At 43.9% G+C, this 17981-nt stretch carries 14 protein-coding genes; 9 read left to right on the top strand and 5 right to left on the bottom strand.

Annotation, left to right across the window (positions count from 1 at the left end):
• The first annotated feature begins 76 nt into the window (after window positions 1-76).
• Entirely contained in the window at window positions 77-1789 is a 1713-nt protein-coding gene (locus ACN6KS_RS16275) for a proline--tRNA ligase (RefSeq protein WP_440960052.1), read from the top strand.
• A gap of 10 nt (window positions 1790-1799) precedes the next feature.
• On the opposite strand, the gene ACN6KS_RS16270 is transcribed toward ACN6KS_RS16275, so the two are convergent.
• Entirely contained in the window at window positions 1800-2663 is an 864-nt protein-coding gene (locus tag ACN6KS_RS16270; protein WP_256990548.1) for a pentapeptide repeat-containing protein, read from the bottom strand.
• A 186-nt stretch (window positions 2664-2849) separates the two neighbouring features.
• On the opposite strand from ACN6KS_RS16270, the gene ACN6KS_RS16265 reads away from it, so the two are divergent.
• Entirely contained in the window at window positions 2850-5105 is a 2256-nt protein-coding gene (locus tag ACN6KS_RS16265) for a DNA topoisomerase 3 (protein ID WP_440960051.1), read from the top strand.
• 89 nt (window positions 5106-5194) lie between these two features.
• On the opposite strand, the gene ACN6KS_RS16260 is transcribed toward ACN6KS_RS16265, so the two are convergent.
• The 3 genes from ACN6KS_RS16260 to ACN6KS_RS16250 form a co-directional block, all read right to left on the bottom strand.
• On the bottom strand, window positions 5195-5920 hold the full coding sequence (locus tag ACN6KS_RS16260) for a DsbA family protein (RefSeq protein ID WP_094872916.1): 726 nt from the start codon (window positions 5918-5920) through the stop codon (window positions 5195-5197).
• Between the two features lie 103 nt (window positions 5921-6023).
• Entirely contained in the window at window positions 6024-6770 is a 747-nt protein-coding gene (locus ACN6KS_RS16255; protein WP_094872914.1) for an HAD family hydrolase, read from the bottom strand.
• Window positions 6771-6806: 36 nt separating this feature from the next.
• Window positions 6807-7724, bottom strand: coding sequence for an ArsR/SmtB family transcription factor (locus tag ACN6KS_RS16250; RefSeq protein WP_280787556.1), 918 nt, complete (start codon window positions 7722-7724; stop codon window positions 6807-6809).
• Window positions 7725-7886: 162 nt separating this feature from the next.
• Between ACN6KS_RS16250 and ACN6KS_RS16245 the strand changes: the two genes are divergently transcribed.
• The 6 genes from ACN6KS_RS16245 to ACN6KS_RS16220 all read left to right on the top strand — a co-directional run bounded on the left by ACN6KS_RS16245 (window position 7887) and on the right by ACN6KS_RS16220 (window position 14390).
• Window positions 7887-9041 (top strand): MFS transporter, encoded by a 1155-nt coding sequence (locus ACN6KS_RS16245; protein ID WP_094872984.1) that lies wholly within the window; start codon window positions 7887-7889, stop codon window positions 9039-9041.
• Window positions 9042-9131: 90 nt separating this feature from the next.
• Window positions 9132-9857: a phosphonate ABC transporter ATP-binding protein gene (locus ACN6KS_RS16240; RefSeq protein WP_060623387.1), complete on the top strand. Its 726-nt coding sequence runs from the start codon at window positions 9132-9134 to the stop codon at window positions 9855-9857.
• A 40-nt stretch (window positions 9858-9897) separates the two neighbouring features.
• A complete protein-coding gene (locus tag ACN6KS_RS16235; RefSeq protein WP_094872983.1) occupies window positions 9898-11175 on the top strand; it encodes a hypothetical protein in 1278 nt (425 codons plus the stop codon).
• Window positions 11168-11866, top strand: a complete 699-nt coding sequence (locus tag ACN6KS_RS16230; protein ID WP_042128265.1) for a response regulator transcription factor — start codon at window positions 11168-11170, stop codon at window positions 11864-11866. Before ACN6KS_RS16235 ends, ACN6KS_RS16230 begins: the two co-directional genes overlap by 8 nt.
• Window positions 11863-13320, top strand: coding sequence for a sensor histidine kinase (locus ACN6KS_RS16225; protein WP_094877440.1), 1458 nt, complete (start codon window positions 11863-11865; stop codon window positions 13318-13320). Before ACN6KS_RS16230 ends, ACN6KS_RS16225 begins: the two co-directional genes overlap by 4 nt.
• An 11-nt stretch (window positions 13321-13331) precedes the next feature.
• Window positions 13332-14390, top strand: a complete 1059-nt coding sequence (locus tag ACN6KS_RS16220; protein WP_440960050.1) for a GNAT family N-acetyltransferase — start codon at window positions 13332-13334, stop codon at window positions 14388-14390.
• 195 nt (window positions 14391-14585) lie between these two features.
• Here ACN6KS_RS16220 and ACN6KS_RS16215 read toward each other — a convergent pair whose 3' ends face one another.
• Complete coding sequence (locus tag ACN6KS_RS16215; RefSeq protein ID WP_440960049.1) at window positions 14586-15809, bottom strand: glucose-1-phosphate adenylyltransferase; 1224 nt, start codon at window positions 15807-15809, stop codon at window positions 14586-14588.
• Between the two features lie 214 nt (window positions 15810-16023).
• Between ACN6KS_RS16215 and glgB the strand changes: the two genes are divergently transcribed.
• Window positions 16024-17961, top strand: a complete 1938-nt coding sequence (gene glgB, locus ACN6KS_RS16210; RefSeq protein ID WP_440960048.1) for a 1,4-alpha-glucan branching protein GlgB — start codon at window positions 16024-16026, stop codon at window positions 17959-17961.
• Window positions 17962-17981: the final 20 nt, after the last annotated feature.

The raw sequence follows: 17981 nt of genomic DNA, 5'->3' as shown, positions 1-17981 counted from the left end.
GGTATCACGACACATTCGTCCCTGACGAATGTGTCTTTTTGCATTTAAAGAGATAATTTATGGGGAGGGTATTAAGATGCGACAGAGCAATTTATTATTAACAACACTGCGTGAGGTGCCTTCGGAGGCGGAGACCATTAGTCATCAGTTACTGCTGCGTGCAGGATATATCCGCCAATTAGCTGCTGGAGTGTATACCTATTTACCACTTGGTCGGCGGGTTCTGCGGAAGATAGAAGCGATTGTAAGGGAAGAGATGGATCATTCCGGAACCCAGGAGATTTTAATGCCATCCATGCAGCCTGCAGAACTTTGGAAGGAATCAGAACGTTATGATGTTTATGGGAAGGAATTGATGACTTTTAAGGATCGCCATGAGCGGGAATTCATTCTCGGTCCAACGCATGAAGAAGTAGTAACCTCACTTGTGCGGAATGAGATTAGCTCCTATCGTAAGCTTCCTGTTACCGTTTATCAAATTCAGACTAAGTTTCGAGATGAACGGCGACCACGTTCTGGATTGCTAAGAGGAAGAGAGTTCTTGATGAAGGATGCGTACTCTTTTGACATCAGCACAGAAGGACTCGATAAATCATACCTCCAAATGTTCGATGCATATCACCGATTATTTACTCGCTGTGGACTGAAGTTTAGAGCAGTTCTTGCAGATTCTGGTGCGATTGGCGGAGAAGGGGGCAGCCATGAATTTATGGCACTGGCTAATATCGGGGAGGATACGATTGCAGTATGTTCCTCTTGCGATTATGCGGCCAATCTGGAGCAGGCAGAAGCCGTACAGCCTATAAAGAAAGCATTAAACTTTGAATTACCCGAAATAGAGAAATTCCACACCCCAGATATCCGCACTATAAATCAATTAGAGCAGGAGCTGGAGATCCAGCCCGAGCAGATTATGAAAACATTGATCTATGAAGGAAACGGACAATTCTTTGCTGTAGTGGTTCGAGGAGATCATGAAGTCAATGAGATAAAAGTAAGTAAATATATCGGTGCGGCGGAGATTGCACTTGCTGACTATGATGCTGTGAAATCCTTAACGGGAGTAGAGAGTGGGTTTGTAGGGCCTGTGGGACTGCAAATAACTGTACTCGTTGATGCAGTAGTAACAGAAATGATTCAAGGGACGACGGGGGCGGGAGAAAAAGATTACCATTTCCGAAATGTTGTACCTGGAAGAGATTTTGGGCTTGAACATGTGGGGGATTTTCGTAATGTAGCAGAAGGAGAAGCTTGTCCACACTGCGAGAATGGTGTTCTGCATTTCCAACAAGGAATAGAAGTTGGGCATGTATTTAAACTAGGAACCAGATACAGTGAGAAGCTTAGAGCTACCTTTTTAGACCGTTCTGGCAAGAGTCAGCCTATGATCATGGGGTGTTATGGAATTGGGATCTCACGGCTATTGTCCGCGATAGTAGAACAGAATCATGATGATCAAGGAATAATGTGGCCAGTTGCATTAGCACCTTATCAGGTTCATATTTTGATGATATCCATAAAGGACTCGGAGCAACTGGCAGTTGCAGAGGAGCTGTATTTTCAGCTTACTAAACTCGGTATTGAGACGCTGCTGGATGATAGGGATGAACGTGCTGGCGTTAAATTTAAGGATTCAAGCTTGATTGGTATACCCGTAACGCTTGTGGTCGGTAAAGAAGCTGCACAAGGTAGGGTGGAGTATCTAGAAAGAGCCTCTGCGGGTAAAGAGGTCTTAGAAATGATCGAAGCCCTTTCTCGTATCCAAGAATTCTTTTCGCAGCAGGTATAATTTCTACAACTCATATCGAAAGCCAATGTTCAGGGCGGGTGAGTGCTGGCGGTAATTTAGTGAGATCATCGCCTTTCGCCGCATTAATCTGCCCCTGAGTTAGAAAAATACTCTCTGATAGATCTGCGCCCCTAAGGTCAGTGTCACGGAAATCTGCACCAATAAGATCTGCATCTCTAAGATCAGCACCTTTAAGGTCAGCGGCAATCAAATAGGCTCCCCTCAGGTTGGCGCCCCTGAGATCTGCATTTTTAAGATTTGCGCCGACAAGGTCAGCGCCACGGCTGAAAGTTCTCGATGCTTTTTTTAGTTTACGACGAGCCTCAGTACGGACAAGTTCACTGACTTGCAGCAGCAACAGATTAATCTTTGCTCGATGAGCGTCAACATTCACCTTCTGTAGAGAATCAGGGTTAAGTGAAGTTAGTTGTTCCGTCTCATCGAGTGCTGTTTGCAGCTCAACATGTATTGAATGGGTTATAACTAAGTTCAATGATTCATTTAAGTACCATAGCAATTCGTGCAAATGCCACATGGCCGGAAATACCTCGAACATTTGCTTCGCAGTTTTTGGATTCTTCCGCCAGTCCTCACCAGTATAAGTGACCTGAGAGAGCTTTTGCCCAGCCCCAAAACAGTCATATACAGTACAACCACGAAATCCAAGCGCTCTTAAATCTGTATGTACACCACAGCGAAAGTCCGATTGTAGGTTTTGGCACGGCTGACCAGCTGCTTTATCCATAGCAAAATCCACTGAAGCTGAAAAAGGTAGTGCGGAACAGCACAAACCGAAGCAGCGCTCACATTCTGCTTTCAGATAGTGACCGTCTCTGTCCGTATAAGGTTCTGTAAATTTGTTGTTTTCAGACACGCTTTGATTCCTCCGATATATAAAACTCGTTTACCAAACTATTCTAATTCATAGAAAAGACTAAGGGAAGTCTGAATTTTTCCAATGCCTACTAACCAATCCATTAAAAAAATCCGAGGTTAATGTTATAATAGAATACTGGACGCATTTTGGACTTAAGAACGAAAAGGTAAGGAGCGATTGTTTTTGAAGACACTCATTATTGCGGAGAAACCGGATATGGGGCGGAATATCGCCGCCGCAATAGAACCAAAGGCCAAAAATTACCGTTCCTATCTTGAAGGGGAGCAGTACATTATTACATGGGCTATAGGGCATTTAATCGGTTTGGCCGAGCCGGATGCTTATGATGTTAAATACAAAAAGTGGAACATTAATGATCTGCCCATTATTCCAGACCAGTTCAAACTGGTTCCTAATGCGCGGACAATCGACCAGCTCAAGGTCATTGGAGATCTTGCGAAACGTAGTGATCTTCTAGTGAATTCATGCGATGCCGGGCGAGAAGGGCAGCATATCTTTTCACTCATTCAACGGCATTTGAAGCTGGAGCATCCTGTGAAGCGGCTATGGATCTCGGATTTGACGCCAGAAACCATTCGCAAAGGATTTCAGGAGCTGAAGGATGGATCGGAGTACGAGAATTTAACCAAAGCTGCAAAGGCACGCAGTGAAGCCGATTGGCTCATAGGAATGAATGGATCACGTGCCTTTACTACAAAACATAATGTGCTGCTGTCCGTGGGCAGAGTTCAAACTCCCGTGCTCGCGTTGATTTACGACCGTCAGAAGACCATTGAGGCGTTCTCTTCCCTTAAGTTTTTTGAGGTGGAAGGACATTTTACTCAGAATGAAATGACCTATAAAGGCATGTGGCAGGGAGATCGGCTGACCGACGGGGATAAGGCGGAGGCGCTGGCTGCTAAGGTCAAAGGAAAACCGGGCCGGATTGAGTCTTACGAGGTTAAGGAAACGAAAGAGTATCCCAATAAGCTGTACGATTTAACGCTGCTGCAGCGGGAGGCGAATGGAAAGTACGCTTTTTCCGCGAAAAAGACGCTCGATATCGCTCAAGCGTTATATGAAAAGCATAAGGTGATCTCTTACCCGCGGACGAACTCCAACTATGTTACCGAACAGAATATTCCTGAGATGCATAAGACGTTATCTGCGCTGCAAGGGACGGCTTATGATGAATGGGTGAAGGGTGCGAACCGTAATCTGGTTCATAAAGGGAATAAATTCATCTGCAACCCCTCGAAGGTTGAGGATCACCACGCGATTTTACCTACATATCGTAAAGCATCAGGACTTAGTGCAGATGAGGGAAAGCTGTATGATCTGATTGTTCGGCGCTTTTTGTCTCAGTTCTATCCGGCAGCGGAGTATAAAGTGCATACGGTGATGACCGAGGTAGAAAAGGAAAAGTTCAAAACTACAGTTAAGGAATTATTAAGCCTCGGCTGGAAGGTCATTTACGCGGACCAGAAGAAGGATAAAGCGAAGTCTTCCAAGGGTAAGAACAAGGATGAGGAAGAGGACGAAGAGATCGAAGTGAATGAACCATTTTCTATTGCTCCGGCTGAAGAAGTGGTTTGTAGTGAAGCTATTGTTAAAGAGAAAGATACCCAGCCACCCAAGCATTACACAGAGGGTACGCTGCTTCGAGCGATGGAAAGTGCCGGAAAGCAGATTGAGGATGAAGAGCTTCGCGATGCTATGAAGGATTCAGGGCTTGGAACTCCGGCTACTCGCGCAGCAACGATAGAAAGGCTGAAAAATGTCGGATACATCGAAATGCAGGGCAAAAAAATTGCCATTACACAAAAAGGACGAACAGCCATTGAGCTGATTCGTGGAGCGGGTATTGAGCTGTTGACTTCACCGGAAATGACCGGACAATGGGAACGTCGTTTGAACGAAATATCGAGAGGAACGGCTTCGGACGGGCAGTTTATGGAGAATGTAAAAAGATTCGCCTGCATGATTGTAGATAAAGTACGAGTACAATCTCGGGCGTCCAAAACCTCATTTGAAGGGGAGACGCCTTCTGTCAATACAAGTGCTAAAGGGCGAAGTGCTGGAAATACATCTCGTAAAACCACCGACAAACCTGCAGCACCGCGAAAGCGTAAGGCAAGTAGTGAAGAGGAATCCGCCAATTCAGGTCCTAAGGTCATCGGAAGCTGTCCGCGTCCCGGCTGTGGTGGAATGATTTTTATGGGTAAAAAAGGCTACGGCTGCTCTCATTACAAGGAAGGCTGCAAATTCGTGATCTGGAAAGAGAATCATGGTCGTACACTCACGGATGCGCAAGTGAAGGCGTTGATTGAGAAAGGTCGGACAGGCAAGCTAAAGCTTACCAGCGAAGACGGTACACCTCTGGAAGGCAAGCTAGTGCTTCAAAATATGGATACGGGCCAATTAGCAATAGAATCATAGCCGATCGGAACGAATGTGTGTACGGTAAAAAGGTGTCTCTAGCCATGATGGATACATGGCAGAGACACCTTTTTAATAACGCTTTATAATTATTCAGCGGATTTAGCCAGCTGCGCTTCAATCGCTGCAGTTAACCCTTCATAGGAGGAGTCAGGAAGCAAGGCACCGTTTACCATGAATTTAGGTGTTCCGTTGACGCCGTATGATCCCGCGATCTTGAAATCTTCTTTGACGTCGAACATGTAGGTGTGATTCTTGAGATCGGTCTCGAATTGTGTGTAATCAATACCTTCGATGTTATTTTTGACGAAATTTAGAATGAACTTCTGTGTGGCCCATATTTTGCTCTCATCTCCTTGATTGGCGTAGAGCTTATGAAGATATTCCCAGAACTTCTCGTTGCTTTGCTTATAAATGGCTTCGCCTGCACTTGCAGCAAGATAGGAATCTCGATCCAAAAAGGCAAAGTTCATGAAGAAGAGCTCAACTTTGCCGGTATCCACGTAGTCCTTAACAAATGTATCCAGATATTTCTCCGTCCAATTTTTGCAGGCAGGACATTTGAAATCTGCGAATTCGATGACTTTGATTTTGGCATCAGGGCTTCCAAGATGAGGTTGCTTTTCATATTTGAGCCCATCAACAACAATGCTCCCCTTCACATCGGTGTAGTTAGGTAGTCCCTCTGTACTGTCCGTCTTGTCATTTAGAATGAAGACAATAACAGCAATAAGGATTACAACAATTACGCCTAAGAGCATGGGAAGCATTGTTTTGTTAGTTCGAGAATGGTTGGACTTCACTTTCTTATTCATATCTCATCTCCTACCTCCTATGGGAATGGTACAAAAATAGTATAATCATCCCAAAGGAAGAGAAGATATGTCATTTGTAACAATGTCTGAGGTTACGTTACACCTAGAGTTTCTGCAGAGTAGCAGTACGAATAACAGGAGGAACCTCATGGATGGAGGAAATCGTCTTCACAGCTTGCTGCATCTCTTGCTCTAGTTCTATAAGATTGTAACTCCATTCATTCTGTTGTTTCAGATAGATACTGTTAATGCCTGCAGTTACTGCCGGAAGTACATCTGTGCGTAGCGAGTTACCAATCATCCAAGTACGTTTACGGTCAAAGCCTTGTGTAGTCAAAATATTCTCAAGCGCCTCAACATTTTTATGTTGACGAATATAGATCCGGTCATCAAAGTAAGCATCCAGCTTCATTTGTTCAATTTTACGTTGTTGGATCGTATCGTCTCCACCTGTATACAGGAATAAATGGTGACCATCCTGCTTCAGAGTATCCAGCGTTTCAACCATACCAGGGTAAGCTTCGATTTCTTGATCATAGACGCTTAATCCAAGCTTATGTAACTGTTGCTCTTGAAAACGGTCCGTCGGACGATTATATTTGGCGCAGAAATAGCGGTAGGTAGCGATTAGGGATTTAGGGAAATTATCGCTGGCCAGACCACTTGTGTTGACCGTGTGCACGTCAATTTCTATTTGTTTGTTACGTAATTCACTGGTACTTGGGCCAAATTCATTAAACCAATCGGTCATCAGCTCAAAATATTGCCCTAAAATCAGATCGAAATATTTGTTGCAGTGGACCAGTGTATCATCTAAATCAAAAATCACCTGTTGTGTCGTGTATTTCATATCTCTCACTCCTTGGATCTGTATCTGTATCGTGTTCTATAGGTAAATATAAGACTCTAGAAACATCTGAAGCTCTGATGCGCCGTCAGGGCGAATACTGAAACGTTCATCTTGTTCACCCCTAAGATGGATGCGGAGTAGGCCGGCTACTCGTAGAATCATAAGGTGATGCATCAGCATTTCTCTGGATTGATTAAGATCAGATTGCATCTCCCACAACGACTTGGGTTCATGTGCGACATAGCGTAGCAATCGAAGTCTGGTGGGGTCGGAAAGTGCCTTGGTCATGCGCAAAAGCACCATGGGTGGTTCGTTTTCGTCTTCTAAAGGTACATCTACAGGATACTGTACGATTACCATGGTTTTGTAGAAGCAGTAGGTGTTAATCGGACGATTATGAACAGTTGGTAGTAATACAATTGTTTTAAGATCCGTGATTTCCTCGAAAACTACACCGCCAGATGCGTATTCAATTAGAGAAATGGGGTCCATTTTGCTTTCAAGCATTTTTTTCTCAGAAGCATCTTCAATTAATAGCGGTAATATTTTGTGCTCCACATGGCGGAAGTATTGCTCGTACCAGAGACGCAAGAGTGGACTATAGCTGCTCCGGATCCGAAAAGCATCTTCAATCGTAAACTCCTGAATGAGCGGAGCGATCTGCTGATAACATTCTTCTATGGAGGCTGAATCCAGATCATCTAAGAAATGCTGAACTGACGTTGCGGGTCCTCGAATGTATACCCAGGCATATAGCACATCATAATCCGTAAAAGGCCATTCGGCGGCCTGCATTAAAGCTGTTACCTTATGAGAAGAAATGCGATCTTCCACATCACTTATCCAGTGGGGACCAATGTCCAAATTGGAGATCCATTTTCTAGTTACATATAACATAAAACTGTCCAGCAGTTCATAAACCGGCGATACGTCGATCTTTAATTCGTACTCCATGTCTCATGCACCCCCAGGAAATCCGTAACATCTTCATATTATCTCTTGTTTTGAAGAGGGTTGTCCACTATAATGTTCGGTGTTTGCCAATTGGCGTTAGAACAAATTAGCGTTATTAATCATAGGGGGATATCATCTGTGTCAGACCGGCCAAGATTATCTATTCGAAGTAACAGCAAAATGAATTTCATGATTCTTATTACCGCTACTATAGCGGCTGGACTCAGCCAAGGAATGCTGCTTCCCGTATTATCCATTCTATTGGAGCAGAAAGGAGTTTCCTCTTCGCTTAACGGACTAAATGCAGCTGCTTTATACATAGGATCATTCGGAATGACCTTGATTGCTGAAAGAGTTCTCGGAGCGATTGGATTCAAAAAACTGATTGCTGGCGGGATAAGCTTAGTCTTAGTAAGCTTGCTCTTATTCCCCTTTTTTCCTGGAATCAAAATATGGTTTGTGTTACGTCTACTTGTTGGTGTTGGTGATGCAGCTATCAATTATGCCGCCCAGCTGTGGGTGCTGCTAATGACGCCTGCCGAGCATCGCGGACGAAATCTTTCCCTGTATGGGATGTCCTATGGTCTGGGGTTTAGCTTGGGGCCACTTGGAATCAGTCTGCTGCGCTTTGGTCAGGCAACACCTTTTATTGTTCTAGCTTTTCTTTTTTTGCTGGTCCTAATACTTGCCATTACAATGCTTCCAGATTCACGACCAGATAAAGTTGATAGTGGAGAAAGTCAGGTACGCCGGTTTGGACGTTGTTACAGTTTAGCATGGTTCGCTTTAATTCCTGCACTCCTTTACGGTTTCATGGAAGCAAGCTTAAACAGTAATTTTCCAGTGTATGGCCTCCGGATCGGATACAGCACGGATCAAATTGCAGCCTTATTGCCTTTTGCGGGCATAGGGGGACTGTTGTTACAATTCCCGTTAGGACTGTGGAGTGACCGATTTGGTCGGAAGAAGGTGTTGATTCTTACTGGGATTGGAGGTGGAATTGCCTTCGCATTATTGCCATTAGCAGGTGACCATTTCAAAGTGACGATGGTGCTGTTGATGATTGCAGGTGGACTTGTAGGTTCCTTTTTCTCGTTAGGGCTTAGTCTGGCTGCGGATATTTTACCACGACATTTACTGCCTGCTGCAAATGTGGTTGCTTCTTTTCATTTTAGTATAGGCAGTATTATAGGTCCAGGTATCGGCGGTTTGCTCATGCAAGTCGGCTGGGGCGGGGGGATTTTCGGCTTAATGGGCGCTTTATATATCGCCTTCGGATTGTTGGGGTTATTTTTCTCGCCACGGCAAAAAATTTGAGGTAAGATAAGAACGAGTGCTCGCATGGAAATTCATCTGGCTTTCAGAGTACACTATAGATTATAGATAAAGACAGGGAGAGGCTGAACTATGATCACAGTTGAACACTTAGCAAAGGCAGTTGGGGAAGATAAGAACCCAGTTCTACAGGATATAGGGTTTCAATTAGAACCGGGTGAGTTCGTAGCAATACTTGGAGCTAGCGGTAGCGGTAAGACCACTTTACTGCGCTGTTTAGCGCTGCGTGAGAAGTGGGATAGAGGGAATTTTAGAGTGGACGGTACAGATATAATGGCGAGTGCCTTTACAGGTAAAAGAAAAATCCGCCGCGAATGGGCATACCTGGAGCAGAATGCAGAGCTCAATCCTAACCGTACTGCGTTGAAAAATGTACTGATCGGCCAGTCCGCGCAAACGCCGTTATGGCGAATGGTCACTGGGATGGTGCGTTCAGATGATTATATGGGTGCAATGGATGAATTGGATGCCCTTGGACTCCTGGATAAGGCGAAGATGAAGACAAGTCAACTCAGCGGCGGAGAAAGGCAGCGTGTAGCGATTGCTAGAGCGTTGACTCACGGTGCCAAAGTGATTTTAGCGGATGAACCGGTTACGGGATTAGATCCTAAATCTGCGGAGAGTGTCTTGGAAACATTGCGGAAGCTCTGTAAAGAAACCGGGCTTACGGTTGTAACGGTGTTACCGATTGAATTAGCGGAACGTTTTGCTACACGTCTATGGGTACTAGAAGATGGCAGAATTAAGCATGATATAAAGGGGCGCAGATTAACGTTCCAAGAGCGTGCAAATCTTTAAATATAGGACACGGATAAGGAAAAGAGTGATGAAGTTGAATATGAGAAGTCTTAGGTGCTTTGTAGCCGCAACGCTGACGTTATCCGTACTGTCGGGTTGTACTTTCATCAGTGATCCTGTTTCTAAGATGAAATCCCCACAATTGTCTGCTGACAAAGCAACGCTTATGGCTGCTATTAATTCACTTAAGCCAGCAGGTTCCACGTTGATTCGTCCGACCAATGACGATGATAGTACCATCTTTACTGAGGATCTCAATAAGGATGGAGTTATGGAGACGCTAGTGTTCTATAAGACGCCTGGAGAAGCCGTAATAATTCACGGGATGATACTGGAGAAACAGGGCGACACTTGGGTCAAAAAACTTGTATTCGATGGCGACGGATCTGTACTGGAGTCGGTTGATTTGAAGGATATGACGGGTGATGGGAAGCTTGAAATTGTTACCGGCTATTCACAAGGTGAAGAAAAAGGTCTTGTCGTTTATAGCTATTCCAGCGGATCATTAGAAGAAGTACTTTCACATCCTTATACAAAATATATGATTGAGGATATTAATGGGGATGGAATTGAAGACATCACCGTTGTTTACTTTAAAAGAAATGAATTTGCAACCATTTCGGTCTATCAATACAATGATGGCTTTAAGGTACTCGATAAGCTTGAGAATATCGACCCTTATTTTAATAATTATTACAATATTGTTGCAGGAAAAATCTCAGAGGATAAAGAAGGAATCGTATTGGATGCTGCGGTGGATTCCCAATCTGCGTATACCTCAATTGTCGTTATGGAGAATAACAAGCTGCGCGTCGTATTACCAGGCGATGCGCGAACTTTTAAAGATCGTCGGATTGCAAGCGAAGATATTGATCATGATGGCATTATTGAAATTGGATTGCTTGAGGCACCTAAAGGATGGGAGTATTTCGATCCAGCTGAAACTCCATACTTTACCACTTATTATAAATGGGATGGAAAAGAAGGTCTGACCTTTGCAACCCAGCTATATCATGATCCATCGGATCGATTCAATATTAATTTTTCACCGGAATGGCATGGGAAGGTGACAGTGGATACGAAATCGGTTCTGGATGAGAACCTTAAGTTCATCATGTCAGATACCGGTGAGACGGTTGCTGAGGTTTCCTTCTTCTCTCCTTCAGAATGGGATCGCGTAAAGAATGACGGTTGGGATCTGCTTGCACGTGATGCAGACAAGGTCATCGCCTACCGCGGTAAGTTAGAACAAAGTACAAGAAAAGAAGGAAGTAATAAAATTGCTTCCCCTATAGAAAGGAAGGGAATAGATGAGTAAAGTACTGATACTGGAAGATGAGGAGTCCATTCGTAGTTTTATTGTCATTAACTTGAAGCGTAATGGGTTTGAAGTGATAGAGGCTGCGGACGGGCATGAAGCCCTTCACAAGTTAACCACGATCCCTGATATTGATATTGCTCTATTGGATGTAATGGTTCCGGGTATTGATGGATTTGAAGTATGTAGGCGGGTAAGAGAAACCAATGAACGTTTGGGGATTATTTTTCTGACAGCCAAGGTTCAAGAGCAAGATAAGGTATATGCATTATCTGTAGGAGCAGATGACCATGTTAGCAAGCCATTCAGCCCGACAGAACTGATTGCTCGAATTCAATCATTGCTGCGCCGAGTAAACGTTCATCGTGAACAGTCAGCGAAAGTTTCTTTCGTTTCAGGACCATTTACCTTGGATCTTATTTCCAAACATTTTAAACGTGATAATGAAGCGATTGAACTGACACCCACGGAGTTTTCATTGATCCAATTCTTTCTCGAAAAAGAAAATACGCCGCTCAGCCGCGATCTTCTGCTGGATCATGTGTGGGGCAAGGAGTATATGGGAGATCCTAAGATTGTGGATGTGAATATTCGTCGTCTGCGTCAAAAGATAGAGAATAATCCGTCAGAGCCAGAATTTTTGCAAACGGTATGGGGACACGGATATAGATGGAAAGGCCAAGTACAATGATTAAGAAGGGGATGCGCAGACAAATTGTTCTACACTACATTCTTGTAGTTTTTTTGGCGCTTCTCCTAGTAGAAGTTATCTTCCTGCTTGCCATCAGAACGTATTATTATGACAGTGTATATAGCAAGATGAAAAATCATATTACCACTGCAGAGTCGTTTTTTCATAAATACGAGCTAGAGGGCGATAACAACTCGACCCAGCTGCAAAAGCTGCTGGAAAGATTTGAGTTGAACAATACTGAGCTAGAAGTATTAACCTTGACTGGGGATATGATCACCAGTTCGACTGGTTTTCAGCCAGACCGTACGATTACAACTAGTGATGTCCCTGAAGCAGTGGGCGGGAGTATCGGGCGCTGGGTAGGGCGCCAGAGCGGTACTAACGAGAGTGTTATGGCTGTGTCTAAAACGGTGCAAATTCACGGACGTGATACGTATATTCTAAGATATCTTACTTCACTCGAAGGTATTAACAACGACTTGCTTAATCTTACATTACTGTCCATTGGTATAGGTGCGGCTGTTATGGCTGTTGTTATCGTGTTCAGCATCGGACTTGCCAATTCAATTGTAAAGCCGCTCAATAACATTACGGCGGTTTCAGCCCAGATGGCTAAGGGTAGATTTAATGTGCGGATTAAGGGGAATTACAAATTTGAGATTGGTGACTTGGCTTCCACGCTGAATTATATGGCTCAGGAAATTGTGCGCAGCAATCAGATTAAAGATGATTTCATCTCGTCCATTTCACATGAGCTTCGGACGCCCCTTACTAGTATTAAGGGTTGGAGTGAAACCTTGGTCTCTGGAGGCTATGATCCGGAGGAGACGAAGCTTGGAGTCAGCATCATTTCCAAAGAAAGCGAACGCTTGATTGGTCTGGTAGAGGAGATTTTAGACTTTTCAAAGCTGCAGCAGAACCAGATGAAGCTGTCCATTGGGATTGTTGATGTGAAAGTATTACTTCAGGAGACCATACTAAATATATGGGCCAAGGCAGAGAAGAAACGGATTCACTTGCTTCTTGAATGTGAGGAAGGGATCTTTGTTAAAGGGGATGCCAACCGTCTAAAACAAGTATTCTTAAATCTGGTAGACAATGCTGTGAAGTTTTCCCATGAGGACTCCAGTATAGAATTGTCTGCGAAGAGACTTTCCAATACAGAGACTGCTATCATAGTTCGTGATAGCGGCATTGGGATTAGTGAAGCACATATCTCCAGGGTTAAAGACCGTTTCTTTCAAGTGGATGCGTTGAACGGAGGAACGGGCTTAGGTCTAGCCATCTCACAACAAATCGTGGAACTTCACCACGGTAAGCTCGAAATGGAAAGTGAGCTAGGTAGTGGAACTGAAGTTACCGTAATCTTGCCTCTTACTGAGAAGCTGCCTGAAGTCAATTCAGATCATGTAGCACAAATTACAGCTACCTTACCTGAATCAGATGTCTAGGAGGTATGGAAATGGAAGTATGGGGGAATTCGATTCGGATCGTTCGTGGAGAGCCTGATCGGACAGGTGATATCTTGAGGCTGCTGCAGGAAGCAGCAAATTGGATGGAGCGAAATGGGATAAAGCAATGGACCCCCGGCCAATTTAACGAGGAGGATATTACAGGTTATTTCGCCGATAGGCATGTATATCTTGCGATTGACGGTGAAGCAGTAGTTGGAATGTTCACGTTACAATTCAGTGATCCTCAATACTGGGGAAGCAAAAACAATGAGTCTTATGCATATTTGCATAGATTAGCTGTAGCGGGATCACACCGCAGTCAGGGACTTGGTCAGCATATGCTTAAATATGCTGTGGTGCGAGCCAAGGAGCTTGGATACAGAGGACTCAGATTTGATACCGTCGCACATAACATTAAACTTAATCGTTATTATCAGAGCATGGGTTTTCATTACATGGGTACTAACGATATGGGAAATGGTCGTTTAGTGAACCTGTATGAGCATTTTGAGGAACAACCTGATGCCGATCGTCTGATTCTTAGATTTATTTCTGAATCGGACTTTGAGCACTTGAAACGATGGAGTGTTTCACCTGAGTATCTGAAGCAATGGGCTGGACCTTCGCTAACTTTTCCACTTGACGATGACCAGCTTACTAAGTATTTAGATGGAGCTAATCATCCAGCGAATTCTGATCGCCTTATCTTCTGTGCGGTGCACGAAGCTACTCAGCAGGTCGTGGGACACATCAGCTTTTCAGGCATAGACCGGTCCAATCGATCTGCAAGTATTGGCAGAGTAGTAGTAGATACTGATTATCAGGGAAGAGGCTTTGGAACAAGGATGATGAATGAAATGCTCCGAATCGGATTTGAGGGCTTGGGTATGCATCGTCTTTCCCTGGGGGCTTACGCTTTCAACACCGTTGCCCAGAAAACCTATGAGGCACTGGGCTTTAAGCGGGAGGGTGTAGTGCGTGAATCGGCGCTGTTTGGAGAGCGATATGTAGATGGTGTGGAAATGAGCATTTTAGATCGAGAATGGTTAGCACTCCAAGAATCATAAAAATTAACTTCTAACAACCGAAGGGGCTGTTGCTCTGGTCATGATCGACCAGGACAACAGCCCCTTTTTATAAATATAATAATATATAAGTTTCACACTATACATTATCCTTATATTTCTCGCATAAACGCTTACCGTCCATTTGGGACGCCGAAGGCGTTTTTGCTTGATAAAGAATTTATATATATAATGGTTTTATGAAGGGAGAACTTCCCGTAGACGTCCTGTCTTCTCATAAACATCCTGAAACAGACGGGAGGGTTGATTTCGAACCGCTGGCTTAGGTGCTACGGTCTCATAGGGCCCAACAACTACAATATTATTAATACTTCCCTTGACGACAGCACCATCCTTAATAATGGCGCCTTCACCAATAATGGCATTTTCAATCTGTACTCCACGTCCAATGCGAACGCCAGGCATAATAACGCTTTGTTTAATTTGGCTCATTTTTCCAATTTCCACACCATTGAAGATTACTGAACGTTGCAGGCTGCCTTCTTGTGTGCAGAATTCATTCACGAGAGAGTCCGTTGATGGCATCTGAACACGTGGTTTATGAACAGCAAGCTTAGTCCGGCGAATCCGGCTATACATCGGCCAATGAACTTTGTCGAGCTTCATGCCATTGTTTTTTTGCAGAAGATCCATATGTGCTTCCCAGAGACTACCCACAGTACCAACATCTCTCCAATATCCTTTGAAGCGGTAAGCGAATAAATCATCATTCTGATCAAGCATTGTTGGTATAACGTCTTTACCAAAGTCATGACTGGAATTCGGATTAGCTGCATCCCGCAACAAGTGCTCCTTCAGATAAGCCCACTCAAACAGATATATACCCATAGAAGCTAAATTACTTTTAGGTACTTTTGGTTTTTCCGCAAATTCAGAGATTTTCAGTTCCTCATTTACGTTCATCACTCCAAAACGGCTAGCTTCATCCCATGGCACCTCCATGACGGAGATCGTGGCTTTAGCAGCCTTGCCAACATGATAATCCAGCATTTTGCGGTAATCCATATGGTAAATATGATCACCGGACAGAATAAGTACATGCTCTGGATTACAACTATCGATATACTCAATATTCTTATAAATCGCATCAGCTGTTCCTGTATAGCTGTCTCTGCCTTCAACACCGGAAGGAAGCAAGGTGACACCTTTATCCTTTTGACTATGTAAGCCCCAAGGTTCACCTTCACCGATGTGATCGTGCAAGGATTCAGCTTCATATTGCGTAAGAACACCTACTGTATCGATTTTAGAATTTACACAATTACTTAGTGGGAAATCAATAATTTTATACTGTCCACCGAAAGGGACTGCAGGCTTAGCCATACTGGAAGTCAAGGGAGCCAATCTGCGGCCTTCCCCTCCTGCCAAGAGCATGGCGATACAATCTTTTTTGTTATTCATTTGTTATCCCTCCCATTATTTTGTCAATGCTTGTTATATAAACGCACGACAAGCACTTGAAACGACATAGGTGAAGTATATTGCTGTGTAAAAAGAAAAATTACAATTAATATTTCTTTATCAGAAAATCTTTTGTTTTCACATCAAATCATTTTCAAAATGGTAATATTCGGGTAATCTAATAGGTACAAGCATTCAAAAAGGTGGTGTAGAATTGGCTGAAATCGCAACAATCGATACCCTTCCGTCAGCTGCTGATATTTATTTGTTCCATGAGGGCACCAATTTTCGCAGCTATTCTATGCTGGGTGCGCACACTGCCGCTGAAGAAGGCGTTACGGGCGTGCGCTTTACCGTGTGGGCTCCTCATGCGACATATGTAGGACTAGCTGGTGATCATAATGGCTGGGATGGAACGCAGGACATGGACTCGTTATATAAGATACCCGATTCAGGATTTTGGAGTCGCTTTTTTCCGGGAATAAAGCCGGGAACTTTTTACAAATACAGAATTGTTGCCAGTGATGGCTCCAGCTTTCTCAAAGCGGATCCATTTGCCTTCAAAGCTGAGGTTCGACCGGCAACTGCATCCGTTGTTACGGATCTCAGTGGTTACCGTTGGGGAGATGCTGCATGGCGGAGAAAGAGCAAAGCTCCGTATCATCAACCGCTGAACATTTATGAGATGCATTTTGGAACTTGGCGTCAAAAAGAAGATGGGGAATTTTATAGCTACCAGGAAATGAGTGAAATATTAATTCCTTATTTGGTGGAAATGGGCTATACCCATGTAGAGTTTATGCCACTTGCTGAGCATCCATACGATTTATCTTGGGGCTATCAAGGAACGGGGTATTTCGCAGCTACGAGTCGGTATGGTGAACCCCATGAGTTAATGTATTTAATCGATCACTTGCACCAAGCAGGCATTGGTGTCATTCTGGATTGGGTTCCGGCCCATTTTGCAAAGGATGCACATGGTTTAAGAATGTTTGATGGCTCGCCACTTTATGAATATGCAGATCCAATGTTGGCGGAGAAACCAGGCTGGGGGACTCTTTCGTTTGACTTCAGCAAGCCAGAGATTTCATCGTTCCTCATTTCTAATGCGCTCTTTTGGTTTGAGTATTATCATATTGACGGGATGCGGGTAGATGCGGTTACCAGCATGCTTCGTCTCGATTTTGAAAAACAGGCTCATCAATACCGGTGTAACGTGAATGGGGGTCTGGAGAATTTAGAGGCCATTAAATTTATTCAGAACCTGAACAAAGCGATATTTCAGTACTATCCTAAGGCATTGATGATGGCAGAAGAATCCAGTGCGTGGCCTGGAGTTACAGCGCCAGCTCATGAAGGGGGTCTCGGTTTCAACTATAAATGGAATATGGGATGGATGAATGATACTTTGGGCTACATAGAACATGATTTCTGGGGTCGCCCTCATCATCATAATTTATTAACATTTCCAATATGTTATGCTTATGCCGAAAATTATGCATTACCGTTATCACATGATGAGGTTGTACATGGCAAGAAGTCGTTACTTGACAAAATGCCAGGTTCTTATGAGCAAAAGTTCGCAGGACTTAGGCAACTGCTCGGTTATCAAATTTCCCATCCCGGAAAGAAACTCCTGTTCATGGGAGGAGAATTTGGTCAATTTATCGAATGGAAGGATCAGGAGCAGCTGGATTGGCTACTGCTGGACTATGACAGCCATCGTAACATGCTAGCTTACACTGCTGCACTTAATAAACTGTATCGCTCGGAGAAAGCCCTGTGGGAGCTTGATCATTCCCAAGAGGGTTATCAATGGATTGATGCAGATGACAATGAACAAAGCGTGATTTCATATCTGCGTAAAGGCAAGAAGCCAGGAGATACGTTGCTGTTTATCATCAATTTTCAACCTGTCCAACGTCAACAGTATCGTATAGGCGTTCCACGCCCAGGAATTTATGAAGAGCTCTTTAGCTCAGAAGATGTAGCGTTCGGAGGGTCGGGTATACACAACTTGCCTCAGAAGAGCAAAAAGTTAGAATGGCATAATCAGGTGAACAGTATAGAGCTAACATTACCGCCTCTTAGCTTCCTGGTGTTTAAGAAATCGTCACGAGTGGGTAAGAGTAAAGAGGCAAATGAGTCATAGAAAAGAACGAATAGAGAATC

Source organism: Paenibacillus nitricinens, from assembly GCF_052056485.1.
In the GTDB taxonomy this organism is placed as follows: domain Bacteria; phylum Bacillota; class Bacilli; order Paenibacillales; family Paenibacillaceae; genus Paenibacillus_AQ; species Paenibacillus_AQ nitricinens.
Note: the sequence above shows the minus strand (reverse complement) of the source record. Positions and strands in the feature narration are given on the sequence as shown.

Coding starts and splice junctions, on each gene's coding strand:
- ACN6KS_RS16275 (WP_440960052.1), top strand. CDS start 77: ATGCGACAGAGCAATTTATTATTAACAACACTGCGTGAGGTGCCTTCG.
- ACN6KS_RS16260 (WP_094872916.1), bottom strand. CDS start 5,920: ATGAATAAGAAAGTGAAGTCCAACCATTCTCGAACTAACAAAACAATG.
- ACN6KS_RS16255 (WP_094872914.1), bottom strand. CDS start 6,770: ATGAAATACACGACACAACAGGTGATTTTTGATTTAGATGATACACTG.
- ACN6KS_RS16250 (WP_280787556.1), bottom strand. CDS start 7,724: ATGGAGTACGAATTAAAGATCGACGTATCGCCGGTTTATGAACTGCTG.
- ACN6KS_RS16240 (WP_060623387.1), top strand. CDS start 9,132: ATGATCACAGTTGAACACTTAGCAAAGGCAGTTGGGGAAGATAAGAAC.
- ACN6KS_RS16235 (WP_094872983.1), top strand. CDS start 9,898: ATGAGAAGTCTTAGGTGCTTTGTAGCCGCAACGCTGACGTTATCCGTA.
- ACN6KS_RS16230 (WP_042128265.1), top strand. CDS start 11,168: ATGAGTAAAGTACTGATACTGGAAGATGAGGAGTCCATTCGTAGTTTT.
- ACN6KS_RS16225 (WP_094877440.1), top strand. CDS start 11,863: ATGATTAAGAAGGGGATGCGCAGACAAATTGTTCTACACTACATTCTT.
- ACN6KS_RS16220 (WP_440960050.1), top strand. CDS start 13,332: ATGGAAGTATGGGGGAATTCGATTCGGATCGTTCGTGGAGAGCCTGAT.
- ACN6KS_RS16215 (WP_440960049.1), bottom strand. CDS start 15,809: ATGAATAACAAAAAAGATTGTATCGCCATGCTCTTGGCAGGAGGGGAA.